Raw genomic sequence first — 26454 nt, forward strand, 5'->3', positions numbered from 1 at the left:
GTGGCGTGCATCCCGCCCACCCGGCCCGTCTCCTCCCCTCACCGAGATCGGTAGAAGTGGCGCTCCGCTTCCGTGGCGCTGCGTCTCCACGGCCGAGTCCACACCAGCATCGTCGCGATATAGAATCGAGATGAGTCCTTCACTCATCCCAGGGACACCCATGAAACGCCGTCGTTTTCTCACTGGATTACTGGCAACCGCCGCCTTGCCGCTGCTGAGCGCGTGTCGTTTGGGGACGCCGTCCAACGCCCCCACAGCCGCCGCCGGCACGGCGACCGCGGCGTCGTCTGCAACTCCTGCGCCGAGCATTCCGATCGCATTCGCCGACGCCGGCCCGCTACCCGGCTCCGATTTCCGGCCCGAGTCCTTCACCTGGCTCCGCGACCGCTACCTGGTCGGCAGCGGCTCACGAACCTGGTGGTATGGAGATCCGACTGCAGGACAGTACTGGTACTTCACCGCCGAGGCCTCCGAGCCCGACGCCATGAAGCTGGTCGCCATGAACTCCGCCGAGACGTACCGGACGCTGGCGGAACAGCCCGGACCGGCGCGCATCCTCAGCGACGAGATCATGGTGGTCGACGCCGCCGCCCACTACGGCTACGTGGTTGTCACCGCCGTCCGTACCGGAGTGGCGCAGGACTCTGCCTGGCAGGCCCACGTGGTCAAGGTGGATCTGAGCGCCGCGACCGTGGTCGGCGCCCTGCCGCTCGACGTCGACGCCGCCGTGGGCACCGCGCTCGGCAACTGGGCGGCGGCGCTGAACCAGGATGGCACGCGTCTGGGCGTTGCGACCGGACGACTTGGGGGAGCCTGCCGCGCCTGGGCGATTGACACCGAATCGCTGGCCGTCGTCCGCAAGGATCCGCACCAGTTGGGCTACGACTGCTTCCAGCAGATCAGCGGTGATGCGTTGCTGACCGGGACGGAAAGCTCCTCCTACACCGAGGGCGCCTACCCTCCCTACATCGTCTACTCCCTGGAGTCCGGCAACCTGCTCACCCAGGAGAACAACCGGGACACCTACCTGCTGGGCAACTGGCTGTACTGGCTGGAGACCGCCTACGACGCCTGGCGCGTAATGGACGTGAGCACCGGGGAAGAGGTGGCCCTGACCGATCCGCCTCCCGTGGGCACGCTGGGCGCGCGGCCGACGGTCTGGGAAACCGGTGGATACTCCGTGATACTGACCGACTCCGCATTGGATGTGCGCGCCCTCGGCTCGCCCACGGCCGGCCTGTCCCTGTCCGCCGACGCCGGGGACGCCATTCCCGTTTCCCTCGCCGTGCACCGGGACATCGTCTACGCCGCCTACGCCTCAAAGCCACATGAACTTCACCTGATCGATCTGGCCACCGGCGAGGAGAACGCCGTGGCCGCACTGGGCGGTCAGGAGGACGGCATCGACCGCGAGCCGCAGGCACTGCTGGTGTCGGAAGTCGGGGCCGGCTACTTCTACAGCCGGGGCGGCAGCTGCACCTTTCATCAGGCCACCGACTGGCGGGACAAGTAGAGGAGTAGCCGGAGCGGAGCCGAGCGGCATGCCGCTTCCACCGATCTCGGCACGTAACTTCTACCGAACTCGGCGAAGGGGGCGGCCGGGAGTCAGGCGGCGCGGTCGACCAGGATGTGGGCGAACTGCACCATGCCGTCGCGCACCAGCGCCACCCGCTGCCGGGCATCGGCAATGGCCGCCTCATGCTCGGGCCCGGTGACGTCGGCAGCGTCCAGGCGCGCATTGGTGCCGGCCAGGACCGCCTCCTCCAGGCCGTCCAGCGCCGCGACGGCCTCATCCGCCCAGCTCGCAGCCATCTCGCGGGTGCGGGCCAGCACCGGGTGGATGCGCAGCTGGGAGACGACGTCGGCCAGGACCGCGTCGTCGGACAGGTCCCCTCCCGAGAGGGTCGCCAGGATCGACTGCCCGGCTGCGTCCAGCTCGCCGGCGGCCAGGGCCTGGCGCAGCAGCAGCACGGGCATGGTGTCCACGCCCTCACGCAGGTCGGTGCCCGGGGTCTTTCCGGTGGTGGCCGCGTCACTGGTCAGGTCGATGCAGTCGTCGGCGAGTTGGAAGGCGACCCCGATCTTCTCGCCGAACTCCTCCACGATCGCCTCGGTCGCCGCCCCCGCCCGGGAGAGCATGGCGCCGTAGCGCGCCGACACCGCGATCAGGGAGCCGGTCTTGTCGGCGAGCACCTGCAGGTAGTGCGCCACCGGGTCCGTGCCCGCCGGCCGCGGGAGCGTCTCGTGCAGCTGGCCCATGCACAGGCGCTCGAAGGTCTTGGAGTGCGCCAGCACCGCCTGCGGGCCGAGGGCCGCCACCAGTTGGGAGGCGCGGGCCACCAGCACGTCTCCGGTGAGGATGGCGGCGGAGTTGCCCCACACGGTCTGGGCACTCGGCGCGCCGCGCCGCAGGGGCGCCTCGTCCATGACGTCGTCGTGGTAGAGGGTGGCGATGTGAGTGAGCTCGACGGCGACGCCGGCGTCCAGCACCGGCTCACCGGTCGCCAGCTCCGGGTCGCCGAGCTGAGCGGTCAGCAGCGTGAGCACGGGGCGCAGCCGCTTGCCGCCCGCCGCAGCCAGGTGGGAGGTCGGCGGGTTGATGGTCTCGTCGGCGTTGCTGACGACCTCGAGCAGACGGGACTCGACGGCGTCGAGACCCGGGATGATCCGGTCCTCGAGCTGCGGCAGGCTGAGGGGCAGCGTTCCAATCACGGCAGGAGCATAGCGGCGTCGGCCAGCGCTCCCACCACGGCCTGCGGCAGGACGCCGATGAGGACGGTGGCGGCGGCCGCCAGGCCGATCGCCAGCGCGGTGGGCCCCATCGAGCCGACCACGATCACCCGCTCCCCGTCCGGCTCACGGAAGAACATGAGCACGATCAGCCGCATGTAGAAGAAGGCGGTGGCCACGGAGCTGGCAACGGCGGCGATCACCAGCCAGGTGGCGCCGCCGACGACGCCGGCGATGAACACCTCGAACTTCGCCATGAATCCGGCCGTCAGCGGGATGCCGGCGAAGGACAGCAGGAACACGGTCATGGCACCGGCCAACCAAGGGCTGCGGCGGCCCAGTCCGATGAAGGCGTCCAGGCCGGTCGCCTCGGCGCCGGGAGCGCCGTCGTGGCTCTCCCGCAACAGGGTGATCACCCCGAAGGCGCCGACGGTGGCGACGCCGTAGGTGAGGGCGTACAGCAGCAGCGCGCTCACGCCCACCCCGTTCCAGGCGATGATGCCGATGAGCATGTAGCCGGCGTGGGCGATGGCGGAGTACGCCAGCATGCGCTTGACGTCGGTCTGGACCACGCCGACGACGGTGCCCACGAGCATGGTCAGGATGGCGACGGCCCACAGGAAGGGGGCCAGGTCCCAGCCCAGTGCCCCGCCGACCACGTAGTAGAAGCGCACCAGGGCGAGGAAGGCGGTGGCCTTCACGCCTGCGGCCATGAAGCCGGTCACCGGGGTGGGCGCGCCCTGGTAGACATCCGGGCTCCAGGCGTGGAACGGGGCGGCGGCCGTCTTGAACAGCAGGCCGATGGTGACCAGGGCGACGCCCGCCAGTGCCAGCCAGTCCATGCCGACTGCTCCCCCGCCGGCGATGGCGGAGGCGATGTTCGTGTAGGACACCGAGTCGGACACGCCGTACAGGAACGCGGCGCCCATGAGCAGGAAGGCGGAGGCGAAGACCCCCAGCACGAAGTACTTCAGGGCCGCCTCCTGGCTGAGCAGGCGACGGTGTCGGGCCATGGCCGCCATGAGGTACAGGGGCAGCGACACAAGTTCCAGGCTGACCAGCAGAGTGATCATGTCGTCCGCCAGCGGGAACAGCATCATGCCGCCCAGCGAGAACAGGGTCAGCGGGAACATCTCGGTGGCGATCCAGCCGGCGTGGAGGGACTCGGCCTCCTCTGCGCTGCCGGGCCGGTCGGCGGCCTGGGCGGCGAAGGCGCCGTCGTCGGCGGTGGTGCGATCGGCCATGACCAGTATGGCGAGCAGGCCGATGACCAGCAGGATGCCCTGGGCGGCGACGCCGAAGGGGTCCTCGGCGATGCCGGTGGCCAGTTCCCGGCCGGTGTCGGCGGAGACGATGGACCAGCGGCCCGCCAGGGCGACGCCGGCGCCGAGGACCGCCAGGAGGCTCAGCAGGGTCTGGACGGCCGGGCGGGCGGTGCGGGGGGCGAAGGCCTCCACGAGGACGCCGATGACGCCCGCCCCCAGGATGATCAGTACCGGGGTGAGGCCGGCCCATTCGATGACCGGGGCGGTGAAGCTCACTTGGTGTTCCCTTCTGCGATCACGATGGCGACGGCGGGGTCGGCCGGGGCGGTGGGCGCTGTGGCCCGGGTCGTCGTGCCGGCGGCGTCCAGGGCGGTGGCGACCTGCGCGGCGACGTCCTCGAAGGCGTCCGTCAGGACGGCGGGCGCCAGCCCGAGGGCCAGCATGGCGGCGATCACCGGCACCAGGATGAGCTTCTCGCGCCCGTCGAGGTCGGCGCTGCCCACCCGCTCGTGGGCGGGGGCGCCGGTGAAGACACGCTGGTAGGGCAGCAGCACGTACACGGCGGCGATGACCACGCCGCACACGGCGATGACTCCCAGCGGCACCGACTTCGAGAAGGTGCCGGTAAGCACCATCCACTCCGGGACGAACCCGCTCAGGCCCGGCAGCGCGATGGACGCCAGGCCGGAGATGAGGAAGGTTCCGGCCAGCAGCGGCATGACCCGCTGGATGCCGCCGAGCTCGCTGATGGCGACCGTGCCGGTGCGCCGGGCGAGGAAGCCGGACACCAGGTACAGGCCGGCGATCGACAGCCCGTGGGCGACCATGTACACCATGGCACCGGTGGCGGCGATCTGGTTGCCGATGAACAGGCCCAGCACCATGAACCCGAAGTGACTGATCGAGGTGTAGGAGATCAGCCGGTACAGGTTGTCCTGGGCGATGGCGGCCAGGCCGCCGTAGATGATGCCGATGACGGCCAGCGCCAGGATCACCGGGGCGGCCCAGGCGGACTCGCGCGGGAACAGGGGCAGCACCAGTGCGGCCATGCCGTAGGTGCCGATCTTGTCCAGCACGCCGATCAGCAGCACGGAGGTGCCCGGGGTGGCCTGCTCGGCGGTGTCGGGCAGCCAGGTGTGCAGCGGCACCATGGGGGCCTTGATGGCGAAGGCGACGAAGAAGGAGGCGAAGATCCAGCGGCCGGCCGTGGTGGAGGCGGTGATCTGTCCGGCGAGGTTCTCAATCAGGTAGGCGCCCTCGCCGCGGGGACCGTACACGTACAGGGCAACTACCCCCACCAGCATGACCAGTCCGCCGGCCAGCGAGTACAGCAGGAACTTCAAGGCGGCGCGGCGGCGGCGCGGCCCGCCGAAGCGGCCGATCAGGAAGTAGACCGGCACCAGCATGGCTTCGAAGCAGATGTAGAACAGGAAGACGTCGCGGGCGGAGAAGATGACCACGACGAATGCCTCCAGCACCAGCACCAGGCCGCTGAACAGGGCCTGGCGATCGGCGGGGACCTCCCCCCAGCTGGCCAGCAGCACCAGCGGCACCAGGAAGGCGGTCAGCAGCAGCATGGCCAGGCCGAGCCCGTTTACGCCCAGCGCCCAGGACACGCCCAGCAGCGGGATCCACGCGTGGGTCTCGGCCAGCTGGGTGGTGCCGGCCTGGGAGGCGTCGAAGGAGATCAGCGCCCAGATGCCGATGCCGAGGGCGGCCAGGGAGAAGAGCAGGCCGATGACCCGCCCCTGGCGCCGCAGCGGTGGCAGGAGCCACAGCACCAGCGCCCCGGCCAGCGGGACGATCGCCATGACGGACAGAACGGGGAACGTTGCATTCATGGGCTGCATGTGGTCGTGTCCTCTCAGAACCTGCCGGCCAGGACGGCGATGAGTGCGAGAACCGTCCCACCGAGCATGTAGCCGGCGTAGGAGCGGACGTAGCCGGACTCGGTGCGGGCGGTCAGTCGGCCCAGCGCCGCGGTTCCCTGAGCGAGTCCCCTGACGGCGCCGTCGACGACGTAGCGATCCGAGGCGCCGGCGGCGAGGACGAGTCCCTGGCCGGGTCGCATGGCGACGGCCTCGTTGATGGTGTCCTGGTACATGTCGTGGCGGGCGGCCTCCACCAGGACGTTGGCGCGCTGCACCACCGTGGGCACCTCCCGGCGCACGTACATGGCCCAGGCGACGACGACGCCGATGAGCACCAGGGCGAGCGTGGCCAGCATGATGGCGGTGGCCGGGAGCACCGGCTCGCCGTGGGCGGCATGGTCAACGTGCCCGGTTACCGGCTCCAGCCAGGCGACGAAGGCGTCGCCGACCGACAGCGCCCCGCCCAGGCCCAGGGAGAAGACCGACAGGACGATCAGCGGGAGCGTCATCAGCCAGCCGGACTCATGGGGGTGGACCTCGCCCTCGATGTCCTTGGCGGTGGTCCACCGGGGGCGTCCGTGGAAGATCATGAAGAACAGCCGCGACATGTAGAAGGCGGTCAGCCCGGCGCCCAGCAGGGCGACCGTGCCGAGGATCCAGGGGCGGGCGCCGTCGCCGACGAAGGCCGCCTCGATGATCCTGTCCTTGGACCAGAAGCCGGAGAAGGGCGGAATGCCGAGGATGGCCAGCCAGCCGATGCCCATGGTGATCCAGGTGAGCCTCATGGCGCGGCGCAGGCCGCCGAAGCGGCGCATGTTCACCTGGTCGCCCATGGCGTGCATGACGCTGCCGGCGCCGAGGAACAGCTGCGCCTTGAAGAAGCCGTGGGTGAGCAGGTGGAAGATGGCGAAGGCGTAGCCGATCGGCCCCAGGCCGGCGCCGAGCATCATGTAGCCGATCTGGCTCATGGTGGAGGCCGCCAGCACCTTCTTCATGTCGTCCTTGGCGCAGCCGATAATGGCGCCCAGGACCAGGGTGATGGCGCCTACGACGGCGACGGCCAGCTGGGCATCGGGGGCGCCCTCGAAGACGGCCCCGGAGCGGACGATCAGGTAGACGCCGGCGGTGACCATGGTGGCGGCGTGGATGAGGGCCGAGACGGGGGTCGGACCGGCCATCGCGTCCCCCAGCCAGGCCTGCAGCGGGAACTGGGCGGACTTGCCGCAGGCGGCCAGCAGCAGGAAGAAGCCGATGGCGGTCAGCCAGCCGGTGGAGATGGTCCCGTTCTGGGCGGCGGGCAGCACCGTGTCGAAGGCGACCGAGCCCACCTGGGCGATGCAGGCCATCATGGCCAGCAGCAGGCCGACGTCGCCGATGCGGTTCATGATGAAGGCCTTCTTCGCGGCGACGGCGTTCTCCCGGCTGGTGAAGCGCTCCGCCTGCGGGGCGTCGGCGTCGGCGGTGTTCCAGAAGCCGATCAGCAGGTAGGAGGCCAGGCCCACACCCTCCCAGCCGATGAACAGGGCGATGTAGGAGTCGCCGAGCACCAGGATGAGCATGGCCGCGATGAAGAGGTTCAGGTAGGCGAAGAAGCGGCGCCGGTCCCGGTCGTGGGCCATGTAGGCCACCGAGTACACGTGGATGAGGAAGCCGACGCAGGTCACCAGCACCACGAAGGTCAGCGACAGCGGGTCCAGGCGCAGGCCCAGGCGCACGTCCAGGTCGCCGGCGCCGAACCAGCGCCACAGCTCCACGCCCAGGACCCGGTCGGCGGCGTCCAGGCCGAGCACCTGGGTCAGGATGACCAGGCCGAGGCAGGCGCTGAAGGCTGCGGCGAGCACCCCGAGCCAGTGGCCCCAGGCGTCGGCGGCCCGCCCGAGCAGCAGCAGGATGGCGGCGGAGGCGGCGGGCACCGCGATGAGCAGCCAGGCGAGCGCCGCGGCGCCCGTGGCCGGGGCGGCGGCGCCGACAACGGAGTTGGCGGCGAGCAGGCCGGCGGAGAGCACGAGAGGGGATGCAGTCATGTTCTCGGCTCCTTCAGTTCTTGAGCAGGTTGAGGTCGTCGACCGACGTGGACCTGCGGGTGCGGAAGATGGACACGACGATGCTCAGCCCGACGACGGTCTCGGCTGCGGCCACGACGATGGCGAAGAAGGCGAACACCTGCCCGGTCAGGTCCCCGTACATGCGGGAGAAGGTCACCAGGACGAGGTTGACGGCGTTGAGCATGAGCTCCACGCCCATCAGTTCGATGATCGCGTTGCGCCGCAGCAGCACGGTCAGGGCGCCGAGGGTGAACAGCACCCCGGCGAGCACGACATAGGCGGTAACGGGGACGCTCACTGGTGCTCCTCCTCGGTTTCTTCTGCCGCCTCGCCGGAGGCGTCCGCGGCGCCGGCCGGCGCCGGGGCCACGGGCTGGGTGACGACGGGCGCGGGGGCTCCGGGCATGGCCGGCATGCCGGAGCGGCCGACGGTGGCGTCCTCCCGCTGGGTGATCCGGCCGGCACGCTGAGCATCGCTCATCTCCGGGGAGACGTCGGAGAGCTCCAGGGCCTGGCCGCGCATGCGCAGCACCGGGGAGACGGACTCCTCCAGGGCCTCGCCGGAGGCGGACAGTGCCGGTGCGGCGGCCGTGTTGGTGGAGGCGTAGACGCCCGACATGGGCTTCTGGCCGGGGTGGGCGCCGGAGGCGGCGTAGGCCCGCATCCGGGCGTCGACCCGATCGCGCTGGGACAGGCGGGGGCGGACCCGCTGCCGGTGGGTGAGGGTCAGTGCCCCGACCGCGGCGGTGATCAGCAGGATGCCGGTCAGCTCCATGGTGACCACGTGGTCGCCGAACAGGACCGCGGCGAGCGATTGCGGAATGGCTTCGTCGCCGACGTCCAGGCCGGTGGCGGCGGGGAAGGCCGTGCGCCACACGACGGCGGCGATCACGGCGATCAGGCCGATCCCGAACACGGCCAGCAGCCACTTGGTGGCGGCGGAGTGGGCGGCGACGGGCTCGTCACCGCCGACGCCGACCAGCATGATCACAAACAGCACCAGCGTCATCACCGCGCCGGTGTAGACGACCACCTGGATGATTCCCAGGAAGGGCGCCTCGTTGGCGACGTAGAGCACCGCCAGGCAGATCATGATCAGGATCATGCTCACGGCGGCGTTCACGGCGCGCTTGGCGGTGAGCAGGATTAAGCCGCAGGCGACCATGATTGCGGAGACGACGGCGAACAGGACCGTCTCGCCTCCGGACAGGCTGCCGTCCGCGGTCAGCGTCGCGGGCAGGGTGGTCAAGGGGTTCATCAGTGCACCGCCTCCTTCTGAGCCGTCGCGGGTGCGGGGACCGGCCGGGCGGACGCGAGCGTGGGGTCCTCGGGGCGGTTCTCGCGCACCCAGTCGACCTGCGCCTGGGTGGGTCCGGTGATGGCGCCGCGGTAGTAGTCGCCGTCCTCGGTGCCCTCGACCATGGGATGGGGGGCCGCCAGGGCGCCGTCGGGGACGGGGGCCAGCAGGTCCTGCTTCTCGTAGATCAGCCCGGACCGGGTGGGGCCGACCAGCTCGTCGATCTCATGGGTCATGGTCAGGGCGCGCGTGGGGCACGCCTCGATGCACAATCCGCAGAAGATGCAGCGCAGGTAGTTGATCTGGTAGACGCGCCCGTAGCGCTCACCGGGAGAGTACTGCGCGCCGGGGGTGTTGGAGGCGGCCTCCACGTAGATGGCGTCGGCGGGACAGGCCCAGGCGCACAGCTCGCAGCCGATGCACTTCTCCAGGCCGTCGTCGTACCGGTTGAGCTGGTGGCGCCCGTGGTAGCGGGGCATCAGCACCGGCTTCTCGAAGGGGTACAGCTCGGTGACGGTGGGGCGGAAGATGGAGGAGAGCGTGACTCCGTAGCCGGCGACGGGGGCGAACACGCGTCCCAGGGCGCTGGGCTCGTCGCGCAGCCACTGGTCGTGGTCGGTGCGCTCCCGGCCCTCCGGTCGGGGTGACTGGGGCGTTGGGTCAGTCATCGGTTCCCTCCTGAGCGGTGACGTCGGAGTCGGTGGCCGCTGTGGTGGCCGTCTGGGTGAGGCCCGCGAGGGACACGTCGCTGGCGGCGTCACGCACCGGTGCGGCGGCCTGGGCGGCGCACCGGGCGCGCGGGGAAGGCGGCAGCTTCTGTCCGGGCAGCGGCGGGACCGGGAAGCCGCCGGCGAAGGCGTCCAGCTCCTCGCCCGGGACGGTTATCGAGGCCGCCCCGGCCGCTCCGGCCTCCGCCTCGTCCGATTCGACGACGGCGGCCGCCTCCTCTTCCTCATCCGCGGGCAGGACCAGCAGGATCACCATGGCGACCAGGAAGATGGCGGCGAGCACCAGCAGCAGTCCCTGGGTGGAGCCGTCGGAGAAGGCCCGGTAGCCCTGGACGATGGCGACCAGCACGAACCACACCAGCGCCACGGGGATGAGGAACTTCCAGCCGAACTTCATGAAGTGGTCGTAGCGGATGCGCACCAGGGTTCCGCGCGTCCAGATCATGAAGAACATGACGCACCAGACCTTGATGATGAACCACAGCATCGGCCACCAGCCGGAGTTGGCGCCGTCCCAGAAGCTGCCCAGGATGAAGGAGCGCCAGCCGCCGAGGAACAGGGTGGTGCACACGGCGGAGACGTTGAACATGTTGATGTACTCGCCCAGGTAGTACCAGGCGAACTTCATTGAGGAGTACTCCACCATGTGGCCGGCGACGAGCTCGCCCTCCGCCTCGGGCAGGTCGAAGGGCAAGCGGTTCACCTCACCGACCATGGACACCACGTAGATGAGGAAGCTGGGGATCATGGCCACGCACCACCACAGGCGCTCCTGGGCGCCGACGATGCCGGAGGTGGACATGGTGCCGGAGGCGAGGAAGACCGTCAGGATCGACAGGCTCATGCTCAGCTCGTAGGAGATCACCTGCGCGGCCGAGCGCACGGAGCCGAACAGCGGGTAGGTGGAGTGGGTGGACCAGCCGCCGAGGATGATGCCGTACACGCCGAAACCGGTGATGGCCAGCACGTACAGCACGGAGACGGGGAAGTCCGTCAGCTGCAGCGGCGTGGAGTGGCCGAACATGCTCACCTGCGGCCCGAAGGGGATGACCGCGTAGATCATGAAGGCGCTGAAGGCGGCGATGACCGGCCCCAGGATGTAGATGAGGCTCTCGGCGCCCTTGAGCCAGAAGTCCTCCTTCATGATCAGCTTGGCCGCGTCCGCGATGAGCTGCGGCAGGCCGAGCGGGCCGTTGACATTGGGCCCGGGACGGGTCTGCATGCGCGCCAGCACGCGTCGCTCCGCCCAGATGGCGAGGATGACGCTGAGGATGAGGAAGACCATGATGAACACGGCCTTGATGAGGGTCAGCCACCAGGTCTCCTGGGAGTAGTCGGCGACGACGCCGCCCCCCTGCGCGGCCAGGGCGGCCGGCAGGCCGGCGGCCGCCGAGGGGCTCGGGATACTGGCGATTCCAATCGGGTTCACTGGGCCACCTCCGGGCTGTCCGCAGTGGTGAGTGAGAGGGAGACGCGGGCGCCGTGGCCGACGCCGAGGCTCTGGCGGACCGTGGAGCCGGGTGAGCACTCCGGCAGCCAGACGACCCCGTCGGGGACGCCGCCGACGACGGCCGGCAGCGTGATCGTGCCGGCGGCGGCGGTCACGTCGATGCGCTCGCCGCCGACCAGGTGCAGGCGGGCGGCCAGGTCGGCGCCGACGCGGGCGACGGGGCGCCGGGCGGTGGCGGCCAGGAAGGGCTCGCCGTCCTGGAGGCGGCCGGCGTCGAGCATCGGCTTGTGGGTGGCCAGGACGGCGTCCAGGCCACTGACCGTGGAGCGGCCGGAACCGGGCGCCTGCGCCGGCGCATCCGCGCTCTGGGGGGCGGGGGTGAAGGCGACGCGGGGGCGGGCGCCGGCCCACAGGCCCAGGGCGTCCACCTGCGCGTGCACGTCCTCAAGGGTGTCCACGCCCAGGTCGGCGCCCATCTCGGCGGCCAGGGCGGCCAGCACCTGCCGGTCGGTGCGGGCGCGCGAGACGTGCGCCTGCCCGAAGGGGCGCACGCGCCCCTCCCAGTTGACGAAGGTGCCGTTCTTCTCCGCGGGCGGCGCCACCGGCAGGACGACGTCGGCGTGCTCGCTGACCTCGCTGCGGCGCACCTCCAGCTGCACGGTGAAGCCCGAGGCGGCCAGGGCGGTACGGGCCAGGCCCGGGTCGGGGAAGTCACGCAGGTCGACGCCGCCGATCACGACGCCGCCGAGCACGCCGTCGGCGAGGGCGTCCAGGATCGCGGTGGCATCCCGGCCGGGCTGCTCGGGCAGCGGGGCGGGAGCGCTCAGCCCGCCGAGCGGGGCCCACAGCCGCTGCACCTCGGCGCGGGCGGCGGCGTCGGCGACGGGACGGCCGCCGGGCAGGAGGAAGGGCAGCAGGCCCGCCTCGATGCCGCCGCGCTCACCGGCGCGGCGCGGCACCCAGGCCAGGCGGGCGCCGGTGGCGGAGGCGAGCGTGTCAATGACCGACAGCAGGCCGGGCACGGCGGCGGCCCGCTCCCCCACCAGGATGGTGGCTCCGTCCTGGCCCAGGGCCCGGGTCAGCTCGGGGTGGGTCTGGGACAGCAGGGCGACGGTGCGGGCCTCGGCGCCGGGAGCGGCCGGGACCACCTCGGCGTCGAGCTTGCGCGACCCGGCCGAGCGGAGGCCGGCGACGGTGGCGACCTTGACGCCGCCGGCGCGCACGCCCTTGCGCAGGCGCAGGAACAGCGAGCCGCACTCGTCCTCGGGCTCCAGGGCGATCAGCAGCACCTGGCCGGCGGTCTCCAGCGACCGGTAGGTGACCGCCCCCAGGCCGGTGCCGGCGACGCGGGCGGCCAGGAAGGTGTCCTCCTCGGCACTGTGGTCGCGCACCCGCTGGTCGATGTCGTTGGTGCCCAGCACGGTGCGGGCGAAACGGGACCAGGCCCAGGCGTCCTCCAGGGTCAGGCGTCCCCCGGGCAGGAGCCCCACGCCGCCGTCGGCGCGGGCGGCGGCCAGGCCGCGGGCGGCCACGTCCAGCGCGTCGGACCAGGAGGTGGCCACCAGCTCGCCGGAGTCGGCGTCGCGCACGAGCGGGACGTCCAGGCGGTCATCCAGGGTGGACCAGGGGAAGGCGAAGCGGTCCTTGTCGGTGATCCACTCCTCGTTGACCTCGGGGTCGTTGCCGGCCAGGCGGCGCAGCACCACGCCGCGGCGCATGTCCACGCGCAGGGCGGAGCCGGAGGCGTCGTGCTCGGTGACGGTGTCGGTGGACACCAGGTCCATGGGGCGGGCCCGGAACCGGTAGCGGGCGCTGGTCAGCGCGCCGACGGGGCAGATCTGGATGATGTTGCCGGAGAAGTAGGAGGCGAAGGGGCGTCCGGACACGTCCAGCTCCTCGAACCCGCCGGGCCCGTAGGCGGTGCCGTCGACGACGCCGGGCTCGCCGCCCGGTCCGGCGAGGTCCGCCTGGGGCACCAGGTGCTCCCCGCCGCGCACGCTCTGCGTGTGCCGGGAGGCGACGGCCTCGGGGTCGTGGAAGTCCAGGACCCCGGAGTCGAAGCGGCCGATCTGCTCGGAGTAGAGCCCGCCGGTGATCTCGCCGCCGGCGTGGCCGGCGCCGCGCCCCTGCAGGGTGATGAAGCGGTCGCCGGCGATCTGGTCGGCGAAGCGCACGCAGCGCTGGCACAGGATGCAGCGGTCGCGGTCGAGCAGGATGTTGCTGGTCAGGCGCAGCGGCTTGGGGAAGGTGCGCTTGACGTCGGTGAAGCGGGTGGCCGCCTGGGCGCCGGAGGCCATCAGCTCCAGGGCCTGGTTCTGCAGGGGGCACTCCCCGCCCTTGTCGCACACCGGGCAGTCCAGCGGGTGGTTGATCAGGAGGAACTCCATGGTGCCGGCCTGCGCCTTGGCGGCCACCGCGCTGGTGGCCTGGGTGGAGATCTCCATGCCCTCCGAGGCGGTCATGGCGCAGGCGGGCTGCGGCTTGGGCATGGGCCGGACGACGCCGTCGCGGCCCGGCATGGCGACCTCCACCAGGCACTGGCGGCAGTTGGCCGACGGCGCCAGCAGCGGGTGGTCGCAGAAGCGCGGGATGCGCACGCCCACCTGCTCCGCGGCGCGGATCAGCAGGGTGCCCTTGTCCACCTCGACGCTCATGCCGTCGATCGTGATGTTGACCGTGTCAGTCATGTGGTCACCGTCCGCTCTCAGCCGGGCTGTTGACAATGGAGGAGGCCGCGGGAGGGAACAGCTCGGCCGCGGGGGTGGTGTAGCCGGCCTCGAACTCGCTGCGGAAGCGCTTGATGCCGGACAGCACCGGGGTGGCGGCGGCGTCCCCGAGGGCGCAGAAGGAGCGGCCGGCGATGTTGGAGGCGATGTCCTCCAGCTTCTCGACGTCGCCGCTCTCGCCCCGGCCGGCCTCCAGGCGGGTCATGATCTGCCGCATCCAGTAGGTGCCCTCACGGCAGGGGGTGCACTTGCCGCAGGACTCGTGCTGGTAGAACTCGGTCCAGCGGGACACCACCCGCACCACCGAGACGGTGTCGTCGAAGACCTGCAGGGCGCGCGTGCCCAGCATGGAGCCGGCGCCGATCACGGACTCGTAGTCCAGGGGCACGTCCAGCTCCTCGGGGCCGAAGATGGGGGTGGAGGAGCCGCCCGGCACCCAGAACTTCAGCTCGTGGCCGGCTCGGACCCCGCCGGCCAGCTCGATGAGCTCGCGCATGGTGATGCCGAAGGGGGCCTCGAACTGGCCTGGGCTCGCCACGTGCCCGGTCACGGAGAACAGGCCGTGCCCCTTGGAGCGCTCGGTGCCCATGGAGGAGTACCAGGCGGCCCCGCGGGCCAGCACCCCGGGCACGGAGGCGATCGTCTCCACGTTGTTGATGACGGTGGGGCGGGCGTACAGGCCCTGCACAGCCGGGAAGGGCGGCCGCAGGCGCGGGTGGCCGCGGCGTCCCTCGAGGGAGTCGAGCAGGGCCGTCTCCTCGCCGCAGATGTAGGCGCCGGCACCGGCGTGGGCGACGATCTTGAGCGGCTGGTTGCCGTCCAGGCCGAAGCCGTCGGCGAGCAGGCCGGCGTCGGCGGCGTCGTGGATGGCGTGCAGCAGTCGCCGGTAGGGGTGGGCGACCTCGCCGCGCACGTACACGAAGGCGCGGTCGGCGCCGATGGCGCGGGAGGTGATGGCGACCCCCTCCACCAGGGCGTGGGGGTTGGCCATCAGGGTGGGCATGTCCTTGCAGGTGCCGGGCTCCGACTCGTCGGCGTTGACCACCAGGTAGCGGGGCAGGCCGTCCGGGGCGGGCAGGAAGGACCACTTCAGCCCGGTGGGGAAGCCGGCGCCGCCGCGGCCGCGCAGGTTGGAGGCCTTGACCAGCTCGATCAGCTCGGCCGAGCTCATGGTCTTGGCGCGGGCCAGGCCCTGGTAGCCGCCGGAGGCCCGGTAGGCGTCAAGCGTCCAGGAGCGCTCCTTGTCCCACATGTCGGTGACGACGGGGGTGAGGGTGCCCGGGGCGGTGAAGGTCGGCTCCGCGGAGCCGGGAGTCTGCTCGCTCACTTGTCCTCCTCCTGGGTGGGGGCCTTCCAGTCGTGCTCGCGGGCCAGGCGCAGGCCCCGCAGGCTGGACTCGCCGGCGCCGATGCCCTCGTCGGCGCGGCCGTCCTCGAATCCGGCCAGCAGCCGCTCGTTCTCCCGGAAGGTCGGCACGGTCTCCGGGCCGCGGGTGGGGGTGACGTCCTCGCCGCGCTCGAGACGCCCGATCAGGTCGACTGCGGAGGCGGGGGTCTGGTTGTCGAAGAACTCCCAGTTGACCATCACCACGGGGGCGTAGTCGCAGGCGGCGTTGCACTCCACGCGCTCGAGGCTGATGCGGCCGTCCGCGCTGGTCTCGTCGCTGCCCAGGCCGGTGTGCTCGCTCACGGCCCGCCACACCTCGTCGCCGCCCATGACGGCGCACAGGGCGTTGGTGCACACGCCCACGTGGTACTCGCCGGCGGGGTGACGGCGGAACTGGCTGTAGAAGGTGGCGACGGCGGAGACCTCGGAGCGGGTCAGCTCCAGCTTCTGCGCCACCAGGGCGATGCCGGCCGGGGAGACGTAGCCGTCGACGCTCTGAATCAGGTGCAGCATGGGGATGATGGCGCTGCGCTCGTGCCCGGCCGGGTAGCGGGACATGATCTCGGCGATGTCGGCGTCCAGCTGCGCGGCCACATCCGGTGCGTAGCCCAGTGCGATGCCGGCGGCGTCGGCCGGGGCGGGGGTGTTCTCAAGGGTGCTCATCAGCGGTCCACGCCTCCCAGGACGGGGTCGATCGAGGCCAGGGAGGGGACGACGTCGGCGATCATGCCGCCCTCGCTCATCATGGCCAGCGATTGCAGGTTGGAGTAGGAGGGGTCGCGGAAGTGGACCCGGTAGGGGCGGGTGCCGCCGTCGGAGACGGCCTGGATGCCGAGGACGCCCTTGGCGTGCTCGATCGTCTGATACACCTGCCCGGCCGGCACCCGGAACCCCTGGGTGACTAGCTTGAAGTGCTGGATCAGGGACTCCATGGAGGCGCCCATGATGTCCTTGACGTGCTCCAGGGACTGCCCCTGCCCGTCGGTGGCGATGGCCATGCGGGCCGGCCAGGCGATGGTCGGGTCGGCAACCATGGTGGTGTTGGACGGGTCGTCGCCGCGGGCGGCGATCTCGTCGAGCCGGTCCAGCGCCTGGGAGACGATCTTGAGGGACTGGTAGCACTCGTCGAAGCGCACCCGCAGCCGGTTGTAGCAGTCGGAGCGGTCGTAGACGGGGACCTCGAAGTCGTAGGTCTCGTACCCGCAGTAGGGTCGCAGCCTGCGCATGTCCAGCGGGTAGCCGGCGGCCCGGATGCACGGGCCAGTCAGTCCCATGGCCATGGCTGCGGCCAGGCTCATCTCGCCGATGCCCACGAACCGGGACTTCAGGATCGGGTTGGCCATGAGCAGGGACTCCAGCTCGCCCAGGTCCTGCTTGATGTTCGGCATGACCGAGCGGACGAAGTCGGTGAAGCCCTCCGGCAGGTCCTGGGCCAGGCCGCCGGGGCGCACGTAGGCGTGGTTCATGCGCAGCCCGGAGGCCATCTCGAAGGCGCGCAGGATGTTCTCCCGGCAGCGGAAGGAGATGGTCATCAGGGTGGTGCCGCCCATCTCGTTGCCGGCGGAGCCGACTGCCACCACGTGACTGGCGATGCGGTTGAGCTCCATGAGGAGCACGCGGGCGACGGTCGCCTTCTCGGGGACGTCGTCGGTGATGCCCAGCAGCTTCTCCACCGCCAGGGCGTAGCCGACCTCCTGGAAGAAGGGGGCCACGTAGTCCATGCGGGTCACGAAGGTCTCGCCCTGCACCCAGGTGCGGTACTCCATGTTCTTCTCGATGCCGGTGTGCAGGAAGCCGGTGCCTGCGCGCAGGTCGGTGACGGTCTCCCCGTCGGTCTCCAGCACCAGGCGCAGCACGCCGTGGGTGGAGGGGTGGACCGGGCCCATGTTGACCACGACGCGGTCGTGCTGGAGGCGGTCGGCCTCGTCGCGGGCGGCGATCTGGGCGGCGATGTCGTCCCAGTCGCCGCCGTTGGCGGTGTACTGGGGGACGCCGTCGATGAGGTCGTCGGTGGCGGGGCCGGTGGCGTGCAGTGTGCTCATCAGCGGTACGACCTCCGGGTGTCGGCGGTGGCGGTGGCGGCGCCCTTGTAGTCAACGGGGATGCCGCCGAGCGGGTAGTCCTTGCGCTGCGGGTGCCCGACCCAGTCGTCGGGCATGGCCGAGCGCGTCAGGTTGGGGTGGTCGTCGAAGACGATGCCCATCAGGTCCCAGGCCTCCCGCTCGTGCCAGTCGTTGCCGGGGTAGACCGGCACCAGCGAGGGCACGTGCGGGTCGCCCTCGGGGCAGGTGACCTCCAGGCGCAGGGCGCGGGCGCCGTGGGTCAGGGAGATCAGCTCGTAGCAGGCGTGCAGCTCGCGGCCGGCGTCGGCCGGGTAGTGCACGCCGGTGACGCCCAGGCACAGTTCGAAGCGCAGGTCCTGGTCGTCGCGCAGGGGGCGCGCCACGTCGAGCAGGTGCTCGCGGGCGATGAACAGGGTCAGCTCGTCATGCTCGACGACGACCTTCTCGATGGCGGCGGCCGGGTCGACGCCCGCCTCGGTGAGGTCCTCAAGCAGCGCGTCGACGACGTCGTCGAACCAGCCCCCGTAGGGGCGGGTGGCTGCCGGGGCGAGGGCGACCACGCTGGTGGTGCCGCCGTAGCCGGTGGTGTCGCCGGCGTCGGGGGCTCCGAATTGGCCGGTGTGGGTGCCGATGACCTCCAGGCGCAGCTCCTCGCGCACCGGGCGGCCGGCGACCTCCGGGGCCGCCGCGGCGGCGGGCGGCGCGACGGCGTCGGTCTCGGGTGCGGTGTTCTCGGCGTTGGTGCTCATGCGAGCAGCCCCTTCATCTCGGAGGTGGGGACGGCCTTGAGGGCGGCTGCCTCGACGGCGCGGGCGATCTCCTCGCGGTGGGCGAAGATCGGCTTGCGCTCGATCTGCCGGGTCAGTTCGAGCATGGCGTTCAGCAGCATCTCGGGCCGCGGCGGGCAGCCGGGCAGGTAGATGTCCACCGGCACGATGTGGTCGGCGCCCTGGACCACGGCGTAGTTGTTGAACACGCCGCCGGAGGAGGCGCAGGCGCCCATGGAGATGACCCACTTGGGCTCGGGCATGGAGTCGTAGACGTTGCGCACCACCGGGGCCATCTTGTGGGAGACGCGGCCGGAGACGATCATGACGTCGGCGTGGCGCGGCGAGGCGCGGAAGACCTCCCAGCCGAAGCGGGCCATGTCGAAGCGCGGCGTGCCGGTGGCCATCATCTCGATGGCGCAGCAGGCCAGGCCCATGGTCACCGGCCACAGCGAGCGCGCCTGGGCCAGGTCGGCGAGCTTCTCCACGGTGGTGAGCATGAAGCCGGGCCCCTCGACGCTCTCCAAGGCCTGCGCGCGCAGGTCATCCCGCTTGGAGGGGATGTGGAGCATCTTCTCGTTGTACTCGCGCATGTTCATGGGCTCGCTCCTTTACTCCCAGTCCAGGCCGCCGCGGCGCCACTCGAGGAGGTAGGGCACCGTGATCAGCGCGATGAAGACGAGGGCGGCGCTCAGCCCGAAGAAGCCCAGCTGCGCGAAGGCGGTGGCCCACGGGTAGAGGAAGACGACCTCGACGTCGAAGATGATGAAGGTCATGCCGACCAGGTAGAAGGACACGGGGAACCGGCCCTGGTCGACGTTGGTGGGGGTGGGGTCGATGCCGCACTCGTAGTTGGCGACCTTGACCCGGTTGTGCCGGTTCGGGCTCACGATCGCGGACAGCACCAGGCCACCGATGGCGATGACCATGGCGACCGCCGCCATGATGAGCAGGGAGACGTACGGGTTCATGCTGCCGGCACCATCCTTGTGAGGAGTTGGATGAAGTGGTCGATTCCGTCGCCGCCGCGGCGCTCCCAGCCGTCGGACAGGAGCTTGGCGACGAGCCGCATGAGGCGCTTGCGCGGCAGCCCGTAACGGGTGCACACGCGCATCACCTCGGGATGCTCGATCAGGGCGACGAAGATGCGCCCGAGGGTGTAGTAGCCGCCCATCTGCGCCTCCAGCGCGGCGGGGTACTGGGACAGGGCGAGCTCACGGCCGGCGGCCGTGGTGCGGGCCGCCGCCTGGGCGGCCGCCTCGGCGGCCAGGCGCCCCGCCATGAGCGCCTGGGCGATGCCCTCCCCGTTGAAGGGGGACACCATGCCGCCGGCGTCGCCCAGCAGCATGAGCCCGTCGGCGTAGTGGGGCTTGCGGTTGAAGGCCATGGGCAGGGCGGCGGAGGCGATGCGCCCCACCCGGTTGTCGGGGGTGAGGCCCCAGGCGGCGGGGACGTGCTCGAGCCAGCGGCCCAGCACGGCGCGGTAGTCGATGCCGCGCGCGGAGGCCGCGGCCGGCGTCGAGGCCACCGACCCCAGGCCGACGTTGACCAGGCCGTCGCCCACGCTCCAGATCCAGCCGTATCCGGGCAGCAGGTCGGAGCGTCCGGCGGGGCCGTCCCACAGTTCCAGGCGGGACTCCATCCAGGCGTCGTCGGCGCGCGGAGAGCGGAAGTAGGCGCGCACGGCCACGCCCAGCGGCCTGCGCTCGCTCTTGGCGCGGCCGGCGGCGGTGGCCAGGCGGGCCGAGACGCCGCCGGCGTCCATGACCAGCCCGGCGCTGATGGTGGCGGGAGCCTCGATGCCGGGCTCGGGGCTGCGGGGGGTGGGAACCGCCTCCACACCGGTGACACGGCCCGCGGCGCTGGTTACGGGGGCGGTGACGGTCACGCCGGTGAGCAGGCGGGCGCCGGCGGCTGCCGCGTGCTGGGCCAGGTCCCGATCCAGTTCCGCGCGGCGCCGGGCCAGCCCGTAGGAGGGCAGGCTGCGCTGCTCCGGCCAGGGGATGTGCAGCTGGTGCCCGCCGCCGATGACGCGCAGCCCCCGATTGCGCTGCCAGGCGGAGGTGTCCACGCCCATACGGACCAGTTCGCGCACCGCTGCGGGGGTGAGCCCATCGCCGCAGACCTTGTCCCGGCCGAGCTCCTGCCGCTCCAGCAGCAGCACGTCCAGACCGAGTCGGGCCAGGTGGTAGGCGGCGGCCGAGCCTGCGGGACCCGCGCCCACGACGACGACGTCGGCGCTCAGATCACCAGCGGCTGCTGCCATTGCTGCCTGCCTCCTTACGTAGTGCGGCTCGGGATGGTTAGGAGATGTCGGGCGACCACCGGGGCGGCCGGGACCCGGGAGTCCTGTGGACCAACGGGGACCGGCCGAGACATTACCGGCTGACCTCGACGCGTCATTCGCAGACCCCGCCTCCGCCGCCGTAAACCCGTGTTATTCCCCGCGATTTCCAGGATAACGCAGGTGCATACGAGGCGCCCGGACGAGGGGGGCGGCAACGTTCGGCGCATATTTAGAGATACCTACCCTTGCGAATTAGGGCCCCCTGCGCGTCGGCCCGCGCCCCCGGCGGTCGGGCGGCCGCCGACCGGGTCCGCGATCTGCGAGGATCACCCCATGAGCCGAGCCTCTCTCGCCAAGGACCCCCGTGAGATCGCAGGCATGTTCGACGCCGTCGCACGCCGATATGACCTGACTAATGACGTGATGAGCCTGTGGCAGGTGCGCATGTGGCGCGCCGTCACCCGTGCCGCCGTCGCCGCACGTCCCGGCATGCGGGTGCTGGACCTGGCCGCCGGTACCGGCACCTCCAGCGTCGACTACGCCGCCGACGGCGCGGACGTGGTCGCCTGCGACCTGTCCGCGGGCATGGTGGCCGAGGGGCGGCGGCGCCACCCCGAGATCGAGTTCGTCGTCGGAGACGCCACCGACCTGCCCTTCCCCGATGATGCCTTCGACGTGGTCACCATCTCCTACGGGCTGCGCAATGTGCAGGACACCGCGAGGGCGCTCGAGGAGATGGCGCGGGTGACCCGCCCCGGCGGGCGCCTGGTGATCGCGGAGTTCTCCACCCCGGTGCGCGCGGCGTTCCGTCGCCTGTACCGCTTCTACCTGGGCACGGCCCTGCCGGCGGCCGGGAGGCTGCTGTCCTCCAACGCCGACGCCTACGGCTACCTGGGCGAGTCGATCCTGGCCTGGCCGGATCAGGAGGCGCTGGCGGGGATGCTGCAGCGCGCCGGCTGGCGCGGGGTGGGCTACAAGAACCTGTCCGGCGGGATCGTCGCCATCCACCGCGCCACCAAGCCGGAGGCGCCGACGCCGGGCGGCGTTCCCGGCGACGCGCCAACCGCCCCGGGAGCCTGAGTGACCGCGCCGTTGCCCGATCAGGGGTTGGACCCCGCCCCGACGCTGTCCGCGCCGCGGGCCGCCGCCTCCCCTCCGCGCCTGTCCTTCCGCACGGTCGCCCTGCCCGACGGTCTCGTCGCGGCGGGTGCCGGTGGCGCCGCTACGGCGGAGAACGCCCCGGGGCTACTCGACCTGCTCACCGGGTGCGCGGATGTCGTCTCCTGGGTGCGCCGCGGGCGCGGACTGGTCGGCTGGGGGTGTGCGCTCCGGCTGGAAGCACGTGGCCCGGATCGGATCGAGGACCTGCGCTCCGCCTGGCGCGCCACCGTCTACGCCTCCTGGTGGCGCGACGCACTGGTGCGCCCCGGCACCGGGCCGGTCGCCCTGGGCGCCATCGCCTTCTCCCCCGACTCCGCCGCCGCCTCGGTGCTGATCGTGCCGCGATTCCTGGTCGGGCTGGATGCCGCCGGGGCGTGGCTGACCACCGCCGTGGCGGAGGGCGAGGAGCATCCGGAGGTGGCGGAGGCTCTGTCCCGACTGCGCCCGTCGGCATCCGCCCGACCTGACGTCGCCTCCCCCGACGCCCCCATGGTCTCGCCCGGGTCACTGTCCGAGGCCGACTACCTGGACGCCGTCGCCGAGACCCAGCGGCGCATGGCGGTCGGCGAGGCGCGCAAGGTGGTGCTGGCCCGTGACCTGCTGGTGGCTCCGGCCGCGCCCCTGGCGACCGGCGACCTGCTGCGGCGACTGGGCACGGCTTATCCGTCGTGCTGGACCTTCGCCGTCGACTCGATGGTGGGGGCGAGCCCGGAGCTGTTGGTGCGGCTGGAGGGCAGACGCCTGGTCAGCCGGGTGCTGGCGGGGACGGCGCGCCGCCACTCGGGCGATGCGGCATCCCGCGAGCGCGAGGTGGACCGGCTGGCGCGCTGGCTGGCGGCGTCGTCGAAGAATCGGGCCGAGCACGAGTTGGCGCGCGACTCGGCGCTTTCCGCCCTGGAGCCCCTGTGCTCGGTGGTGCGCGCCCGCGAGCCGCGGGTGCTGACCCTGCCGAATGTGCTGCATCTGGCCACCGACATCACCGGGGTGGTCGCCGGGGACACGGGGGCGCTGTCACTGGTGCGCGCCCTGCACCCCACGGCGGCGGTGTGCGGCACGCCCACCGCGGCCGCCGCCCGCATCATCGCCGAGGTGGAGGGCATGGACCGGGGGCGGTATGCGGGCCCGGTGGGCTGGGTGGACTGGCACGGCGAGGGCGAGTGGTGCATCGCGCTGCGCTGCGCCGCCCTGCCGCCCGGCGGGGTAGCGCCGGGGGCGCCGGCGCGGGTCTTCGGCGGCGGCGGGATCATGCCCGACTCGGTACCCTCCGACGAGCTGGCCGAGACGACCGCGAAGATGCGTCCCGTGCTGGCCGCCCTCGGCATGAACGGCAAGTCGCTAGGCACTCCCCGCTGATTCAGCTCCCCCGGCCCGGGGTGCCGACCACGGCCACGTGTGCGTTCGAATCCGCCTAGAGCCGCCGGTTCAGCGCCCAGGCACCGACTCCCACGCCCACCGCGGCGGCCGCGGCGCAGCCGGCCAGCACCGGCGCCGCCGACGGGGGCTCGGTCATCCACGCCTGCGCCTGCATGGTCTCGAACACGTATGCCGGTGGCCAGAACCGGTCGAGGACCTGCACCGCGCGCGGCAGGGTCGCGAGCGAGGAGAAGCCGCCGGAGGCGAAGAACGAGCCGGCGAAGGTGATCATGAGCAGCGGCTGCACCGTGCGGTAGTCCCGCAGCCAGGCGCCGATGGCGACGCCGATCCCGGCGCACGCCAGCGCGGTCAGCGCGGCCACGCCCGCCAGCACCGGCAACCGCCCCACCGGCACCCGCACCCCGAACACGGCCGCGGCCACGGCCAGTGCGACCAGGGTGTTGATGCCTCCGGCGATGACGGCGGCCAGCAGCGTCCCGGCGGTCACGTCGCCCACTGGCCGGGGTGCGAGCCTGATCTCCTTGACGGTGCGATGCTCCCACTCGCGCGCAGTCATGATCGCGGCGTTCAGCGCGGAGCCGACCATGACCGCGAGGATGACGGCGCTGTGTCCGATGAAGGTGCGGCGCCACACGTCGTCGGGACGCGTCGTCTCCTGCGTGACGGTGACCGGTGCGGCCCCGGGCGCCTGTGCGGCGGCGTAGTCCTGGATCGCGCGGGTCAGTCGCAGGCGGGCGTTCTTCATCATGTCGGTGTTGATGTTGTAGGTCCTGGTGCGTAGTACGGGCCTCTGCCCCGTCTCGATGCGCTCGTCGAAGTCGGCGGGGACGGTGACCACCAGGTGCAGGCGGCCGGCGGCCACCAATCGCTCGGCCTCGTCGGCGTCGGTGGTCACCACGCGGAAGTAGGGGCTGATGTTGCTGCGCAGGTCGCGGATCTCCGCCTCGAACGCAGCCGCGTGGGGCCCCTCCCCCTCGTTGATCAGGCCGATGTTCCACTCGTCCCCGCCGAAGCCGAACAGGATGCCGCACAGGAGCATCAGCACCAGCGGGATGAGCATGGGGCCGGCCAGGGCCTGCCGGTCGCGGGCCCACTGGCGCAGGTCCTTGCGGGCGACGGCGCCCACGCGCTCCACGTGCCCGCGCCACCCGCGCCGCGGCCGCCTCGGCGTCGTCGGTCTCATCACTGTCCTCCGCTCAAGTTGGTGTAGGCGCGGCGCAACAGCCATCCGGCCAGAGCCAGAATCGCCGCCGTCGCGGTCAGCACGACGGCGAGGTTGCGGGCCAGGTCTGAGGCGTCGCCGGTGAGGAAGATGCTGCGGGCACTCATGAAGGCGTAGGTGGTGGGCAGTGCCCGGGACAGCTGCCACAGCGCCGTAATCGGCTGCCCCCAGGCGAGCCCGCGCATGGACTCCTCATTGCCGGACACCAGGAAGAATGCAACCGCCAGGGTGATCAGGCCGGACGCCGTCGCCAAGGTCTTCTTTGAGGCGACGCCGATCACCATGCCGATCCCGGCCCCCATGAGCAGCACCACCCCGACGATTCCCGCCATGGCCCCCAGGCTGCCGCTGGGCCGAAAGTCGAAGCCGACCACGAGCACCGCCGCCACCAGCGCCACCGACGCCAGGGACTGTCCGAGCCCGGATATCACCTTGCCGGCCACGAGCGTGCCGCGGCCGAGCGGGGCCAGCAGCAGGTGCTTGACGGTGCGGTCGTTCCACTCCGCGGCGATCTGCAGGCCGGTGTTGACCATGGCGGCGTACAGGCAGCCGAACAGGAGCAGGCTGGTGGAGATGTAGCCGAGCATGGTGGGGTCGGCGGCCAGCCAGCGGGTCTCCTCCACGCCGATCACCGGGCCGACCAGTTCGTCGTTGAGCGCGCGCACCGCCGCGTCCAGACGCAGGCGCAGGTTCTTGGAGTAGTCGGAGTTGATGTTGTTCAGTCGCAGCTCCACCCGGGCGTCGCCGGCGCCGACGTCCGCGGAGAATCCCTCCGGGATGACCACGACGGCCAGCGCCTCGGCGTCATCGAAGGCCCTTAACGCGGTTTCGGGGTCGGTGGTGCGCACGTCGTAGTAGGGCCCCTCGTCGGAGCGGATGGTGCGCATGGTCTCGATCAGGCGTGCGGCCGCCGGGCCGCCGTCGAGGTCCGCCACCATGATCGGGTTGTTGTTGGACACGGGAATGACCAGCGAGTAGAAGAAGATGAACACCAGGGGGATGACCACCGAGATGACCATGAGGAAGGGCTGGCGCAGGAATCGCGTCCAGTCCTTGACCGCGATGGCGAGCGCGGCGCGCATGGCGGTCATGCCTGTCCCCTATCGCGCAGAGCCGTCCCGGTCAGGCTCAGGAAGACGTCGTTGAGGTCGGGGCGGCGCACCCCCACCAGGAGGGCGTCGGGGTCCTGCTCAGTCAGCCGGTCGAGGAGGGTGCGGATGGTGGCCGGTGACCCGTCGGCGGCCACCGAGGCGACGCCGTCGTGCCAGGACACGCCGACCACGCCGGGCAGCCGCGCCAGCGCCGGGTCGGGCCGTGCGGTGCGCACATCGATGAAGGTCCTTCCCAGCCTGCCGCGCAACTCCTCCGGAGTCCCGGTGGCGATGAGCAGGCCGTGGTCGAGGATGGCCAGGTTGTCCGCCAGTGCCTGCGCCTCCTCCATGTAGTTCGTGGTCAGCAGCACCGTGCCGCCGTCAGCGGCGATGCGCCGAACCCGATCCCACAGGGCGGCACGGGACTGCACGTCCACCCCGAGAGTGGGCTCGTCCAGGACGACGACGCCCGGCCGGGTCAGCAGGGCCCGGGCCAGGGCCAGGCGGCGCTGCATGCCGCCGGAGTAGGTGCCCACCCGGTCGCCCCGGCGCTCCGCCAGGCCGACCAGCTCGAGGACCTCATTGATGCGGTTGCGCCGCTGCGCGCGGGGCACACCGTACAGGCGGGCGTGGAAGGCGAGGTTCTCCTCGGCGCTCAGGTCGTTGTACAGAGCGGTCTCCTGGGGCACCACCCCCAGGTGCGTACGCACCCCGGTGACGTCGGTGCGCACGTCGATGCCCTCCACCAGCACGGTGCCGCCGGTGGGGCGCAGCAGGCCGCACAGCAGGTTGACGGAGGTGGTCTTGCCCGAGCCGTTGGGGCCGAGCAGGCCGAAGACCTGGCCGTGGCCGACGTCGAGAGTGAGGGAATCGAGCGCGACCAGGGGCCGGGAGCGGCGGCGAGGGAACTCCATGCGCAGTTCGCGGAAGCTGATGGTGGGGGCCTGCGGGGCGTTCATGCTTGCCAGGTAACTCCGGCGAGCGTAATGATT

Annotated in this window: 22 protein-coding genes; 3 read left to right on the forward strand and 19 right to left on the reverse strand. The window is 71.6% G+C overall.

The genetic code is table 11. The annotated features are described in order from the left end of the window. Window positions 1–160 precede the first annotated feature (160 nt). A complete protein-coding gene (locus BLR49_RS01995) occupies window positions 161–1513 on the forward strand; it encodes a hypothetical protein (protein ID WP_143013668.1) in 1353 nt (450 codons plus the stop codon). 92 nt (window positions 1514–1605) lie between these two features. Here BLR49_RS01995 and BLR49_RS02000 read toward each other — a convergent pair whose 3' ends face one another. The 16 genes from BLR49_RS02000 to BLR49_RS02075 all read right to left on the reverse strand — a co-directional run bounded on the left by BLR49_RS02000 (window position 1606) and on the right by BLR49_RS02075 (window position 20593). Next, window positions 1606–2712: a polyprenyl synthetase family protein gene (locus BLR49_RS02000; RefSeq protein WP_092532543.1), complete on the reverse strand. Its 1107-nt coding sequence runs from the start codon at window positions 2710–2712 to the stop codon at window positions 1606–1608. Beyond that, a complete protein-coding gene (nuoN, locus tag BLR49_RS02005) occupies window positions 2709–4271 on the reverse strand; it encodes an NADH-quinone oxidoreductase subunit NuoN (RefSeq protein WP_092532546.1) in 1563 nt (520 codons plus the stop codon). Before nuoN ends, BLR49_RS02000 begins: the two co-directional genes overlap by 4 nt. Next, window positions 4268–5845 carry an NADH-quinone oxidoreductase subunit M gene (locus BLR49_RS02010; protein WP_092532549.1) on the reverse strand — a complete coding sequence of 526 codons (1578 nt, stop codon included), beginning with the start codon at window positions 5843–5845 and terminating at the stop codon, window positions 4268–4270. Before BLR49_RS02010 ends, nuoN begins: the two co-directional genes overlap by 4 nt. A 14-nt stretch (window positions 5846–5859) precedes the next feature. Continuing rightward, window positions 5860–7890, reverse strand: coding sequence for an NADH-quinone oxidoreductase subunit L (gene nuoL / locus BLR49_RS02015; protein ID WP_092532552.1), 2031 nt, complete (start codon window positions 7888–7890; stop codon window positions 5860–5862). A 13-nt stretch (window positions 7891–7903) separates the two neighbouring features. Continuing rightward, window positions 7904–8209 (reverse strand): NADH-quinone oxidoreductase subunit NuoK, encoded by a 306-nt coding sequence (nuoK, locus tag BLR49_RS02020; protein WP_092532555.1) that lies wholly within the window; start codon window positions 8207–8209, stop codon window positions 7904–7906. Further along, window positions 8206–9168, reverse strand: coding sequence for an NADH-quinone oxidoreductase subunit J (locus BLR49_RS02025; RefSeq protein WP_092532558.1), 963 nt, complete (start codon window positions 9166–9168; stop codon window positions 8206–8208). The genes nuoK and BLR49_RS02025 overlap by 4 nt, the downstream gene beginning before the upstream one ends. Next, complete coding sequence (nuoI, locus tag BLR49_RS02030; protein WP_092532561.1) at window positions 9168–9875, reverse strand: NADH-quinone oxidoreductase subunit NuoI; 708 nt, start codon at window positions 9873–9875, stop codon at window positions 9168–9170. The genes BLR49_RS02025 and nuoI overlap by 1 nt, the downstream gene beginning before the upstream one ends. Then, entirely contained in the window at window positions 9868–11220 is a 1353-nt protein-coding gene (gene nuoH, locus BLR49_RS02035) for an NADH-quinone oxidoreductase subunit NuoH (protein WP_245690371.1), read from the reverse strand. The genes nuoI and nuoH overlap by 8 nt, the downstream gene beginning before the upstream one ends. Window positions 11221–11360: 140 nt before the next feature. Continuing rightward, window positions 11361–14072, reverse strand: a complete 2712-nt coding sequence (locus BLR49_RS02040) for an NADH-quinone oxidoreductase subunit G (protein ID WP_092532564.1) — start codon at window positions 14070–14072, stop codon at window positions 11361–11363. Between the two features lie 4 nt (window positions 14073–14076). Next, window positions 14077–15363, reverse strand: a complete 1287-nt coding sequence (gene nuoF / locus BLR49_RS02045; RefSeq protein WP_092533383.1) for an NADH-quinone oxidoreductase subunit NuoF — start codon at window positions 15361–15363, stop codon at window positions 14077–14079. A 71-nt stretch (window positions 15364–15434) separates the two neighbouring features. Next, window positions 15435–16160: an NADH-quinone oxidoreductase subunit NuoE gene (gene nuoE, locus BLR49_RS02050; protein WP_092532567.1), complete on the reverse strand. Its 726-nt coding sequence runs from the start codon at window positions 16158–16160 to the stop codon at window positions 15435–15437. Further along, window positions 16160–17539, reverse strand: a complete 1380-nt coding sequence (locus BLR49_RS02055; protein ID WP_092532570.1) for an NADH-quinone oxidoreductase subunit D — start codon at window positions 17537–17539, stop codon at window positions 16160–16162. Before BLR49_RS02055 ends, nuoE begins: the two co-directional genes overlap by 1 nt. Next, complete coding sequence (locus BLR49_RS02060) at window positions 17539–18309, reverse strand: NADH-quinone oxidoreductase subunit C (RefSeq protein WP_092532573.1); 771 nt, start codon at window positions 18307–18309, stop codon at window positions 17539–17541. The genes BLR49_RS02055 and BLR49_RS02060 overlap by 1 nt, the downstream gene beginning before the upstream one ends. Beyond that, window positions 18306–18926, reverse strand: coding sequence for an NADH-quinone oxidoreductase subunit B (locus tag BLR49_RS02065; RefSeq protein WP_092532576.1), 621 nt, complete (start codon window positions 18924–18926; stop codon window positions 18306–18308). Before BLR49_RS02065 ends, BLR49_RS02060 begins: the two co-directional genes overlap by 4 nt. 12 nt (window positions 18927–18938) lie before the next feature. Next, on the reverse strand, window positions 18939–19298 hold the full coding sequence (gene ndhC / locus BLR49_RS02070) for an NADH-quinone oxidoreductase subunit A (RefSeq protein WP_092532579.1): 360 nt from the start codon (window positions 19296–19298) through the stop codon (window positions 18939–18941). Then, window positions 19295–20593: a geranylgeranyl reductase family protein gene (locus tag BLR49_RS02075; RefSeq protein WP_092532582.1), complete on the reverse strand. Its 1299-nt coding sequence runs from the start codon at window positions 20591–20593 to the stop codon at window positions 19295–19297. Before BLR49_RS02075 ends, ndhC begins: the two co-directional genes overlap by 4 nt. Window positions 20594–20947: 354 nt before the next feature. On the opposite strand from BLR49_RS02075, the gene BLR49_RS02080 reads away from it, so the two are divergent. Then, window positions 20948–21694, forward strand: coding sequence for a demethylmenaquinone methyltransferase (locus tag BLR49_RS02080; protein ID WP_092532584.1), 747 nt, complete (start codon window positions 20948–20950; stop codon window positions 21692–21694). A 45-nt stretch (window positions 21695–21739) separates the two neighbouring features. Next, window positions 21740–23128 (forward strand): isochorismate synthase, encoded by a 1389-nt coding sequence (locus tag BLR49_RS02085; protein WP_092533386.1) that lies wholly within the window; start codon window positions 21740–21742, stop codon window positions 23126–23128. Window positions 23129–23183: 55 nt separating this feature from the next. Here the strand turns inward: BLR49_RS02085 and BLR49_RS02090 are convergent, their stop codons facing one another. The 3 genes from BLR49_RS02090 to BLR49_RS02100 are packed head-to-tail and all read right to left on the reverse strand — an operon-like array spanning window position 23184 to window position 26421. Then, window positions 23184–24332, reverse strand: a complete 1149-nt coding sequence (locus tag BLR49_RS02090) for an ABC transporter permease (RefSeq protein ID WP_176765733.1) — start codon at window positions 24330–24332, stop codon at window positions 23184–23186. Next, on the reverse strand, window positions 24332–25462 hold the full coding sequence (locus BLR49_RS02095; RefSeq protein ID WP_092532590.1) for an ABC transporter permease: 1131 nt from the start codon (window positions 25460–25462) through the stop codon (window positions 24332–24334). Before BLR49_RS02095 ends, BLR49_RS02090 begins: the two co-directional genes overlap by 1 nt. Continuing rightward, window positions 25459–26421 carry an ABC transporter ATP-binding protein gene (locus BLR49_RS02100; RefSeq protein ID WP_092532593.1) on the reverse strand — a complete coding sequence of 321 codons (963 nt, stop codon included), beginning with the start codon at window positions 26419–26421 and terminating at the stop codon, window positions 25459–25461. Before BLR49_RS02100 ends, BLR49_RS02095 begins: the two co-directional genes overlap by 4 nt. Between the last annotated feature and the right edge of the window lie 33 nt (window positions 26422–26454).

Source organism: Actinomyces ruminicola (assembly GCF_900103885.1).
In the GTDB taxonomy this organism is placed as follows: Bacteria; Actinomycetota; Actinomycetes; order Actinomycetales; family Actinomycetaceae; genus Actinomyces; species Actinomyces ruminicola.

Bases quoted from the DNA above. Each gene is read 5' to 3' on its own strand.
- BLR49_RS02025 (WP_092532558.1), bottom strand. From the start codon at position 9,168: ATGAACCCCTTGACCACCCTGCCCGCGACGCTGACCGCGGACGGCAGC.
- BLR49_RS02055 (WP_092532570.1), bottom strand. From the start codon at position 17,539: ATGAGCACACTGCACGCCACCGGCCCCGCCACCGACGACCTCATCGAC.
- nuoL (WP_092532552.1), bottom strand. From the start codon at position 7,890: ATGACTGCATCCCCTCTCGTGCTCTCCGCCGGCCTGCTCGCCGCCAAC.
- BLR49_RS01995 (WP_143013668.1), top strand. From the start codon at position 161: ATGAAACGCCGTCGTTTTCTCACTGGATTACTGGCAACCGCCGCCTTG.
- BLR49_RS02075 (WP_092532582.1), bottom strand. From the start codon at position 20,593: ATGGCAGCAGCCGCTGGTGATCTGAGCGCCGACGTCGTCGTCGTGGGC.
- BLR49_RS02090 (WP_176765733.1), bottom strand. From the start codon at position 24,332: ATGAGACCGACGACGCCGAGGCGGCCGCGGCGCGGGTGGCGCGGGCAC.
- ndhC (WP_092532579.1), bottom strand. From the start codon at position 19,298: ATGAACCCGTACGTCTCCCTGCTCATCATGGCGGCGGTCGCCATGGTC.
- nuoF (WP_092533383.1), bottom strand. From the start codon at position 15,363: ATGTGGGACAAGGAGCGCTCCTGGACGCTTGACGCCTACCGGGCCTCC.
- BLR49_RS02100 (WP_092532593.1), bottom strand. From the start codon at position 26,421: ATGAACGCCCCGCAGGCCCCCACCATCAGCTTCCGCGAACTGCGCATG.
- BLR49_RS02080 (WP_092532584.1), top strand. From the start codon at position 20,948: ATGAGCCGAGCCTCTCTCGCCAAGGACCCCCGTGAGATCGCAGGCATG.
- nuoE (WP_092532567.1), bottom strand. From the start codon at position 16,160: ATGAGCACCCTTGAGAACACCCCCGCCCCGGCCGACGCCGCCGGCATC.
- BLR49_RS02065 (WP_092532576.1), bottom strand. From the start codon at position 18,926: ATGAACATGCGCGAGTACAACGAGAAGATGCTCCACATCCCCTCCAAG.
- BLR49_RS02010 (WP_092532549.1), bottom strand. From the start codon at position 5,845: ATGCAGCCCATGAATGCAACGTTCCCCGTTCTGTCCGTCATGGCGATC.
- nuoH (WP_245690371.1), bottom strand. From the start codon at position 11,220: ATGGTCTTCCTCATCCTCAGCGTCATCCTCGCCATCTGGGCGGAGCGA.
- BLR49_RS02040 (WP_092532564.1), bottom strand. From the start codon at position 14,072: ATGACTGACACGGTCAACATCACGATCGACGGCATGAGCGTCGAGGTG.
- nuoI (WP_092532561.1), bottom strand. From the start codon at position 9,875: ATGACTGACCCAACGCCCCAGTCACCCCGACCGGAGGGCCGGGAGCGC.
- BLR49_RS02095 (WP_092532590.1), bottom strand. From the start codon at position 25,462: ATGACCGCCATGCGCGCCGCGCTCGCCATCGCGGTCAAGGACTGGACG.
- BLR49_RS02060 (WP_092532573.1), bottom strand. From the start codon at position 18,309: ATGAGCACCAACGCCGAGAACACCGCACCCGAGACCGACGCCGTCGCG.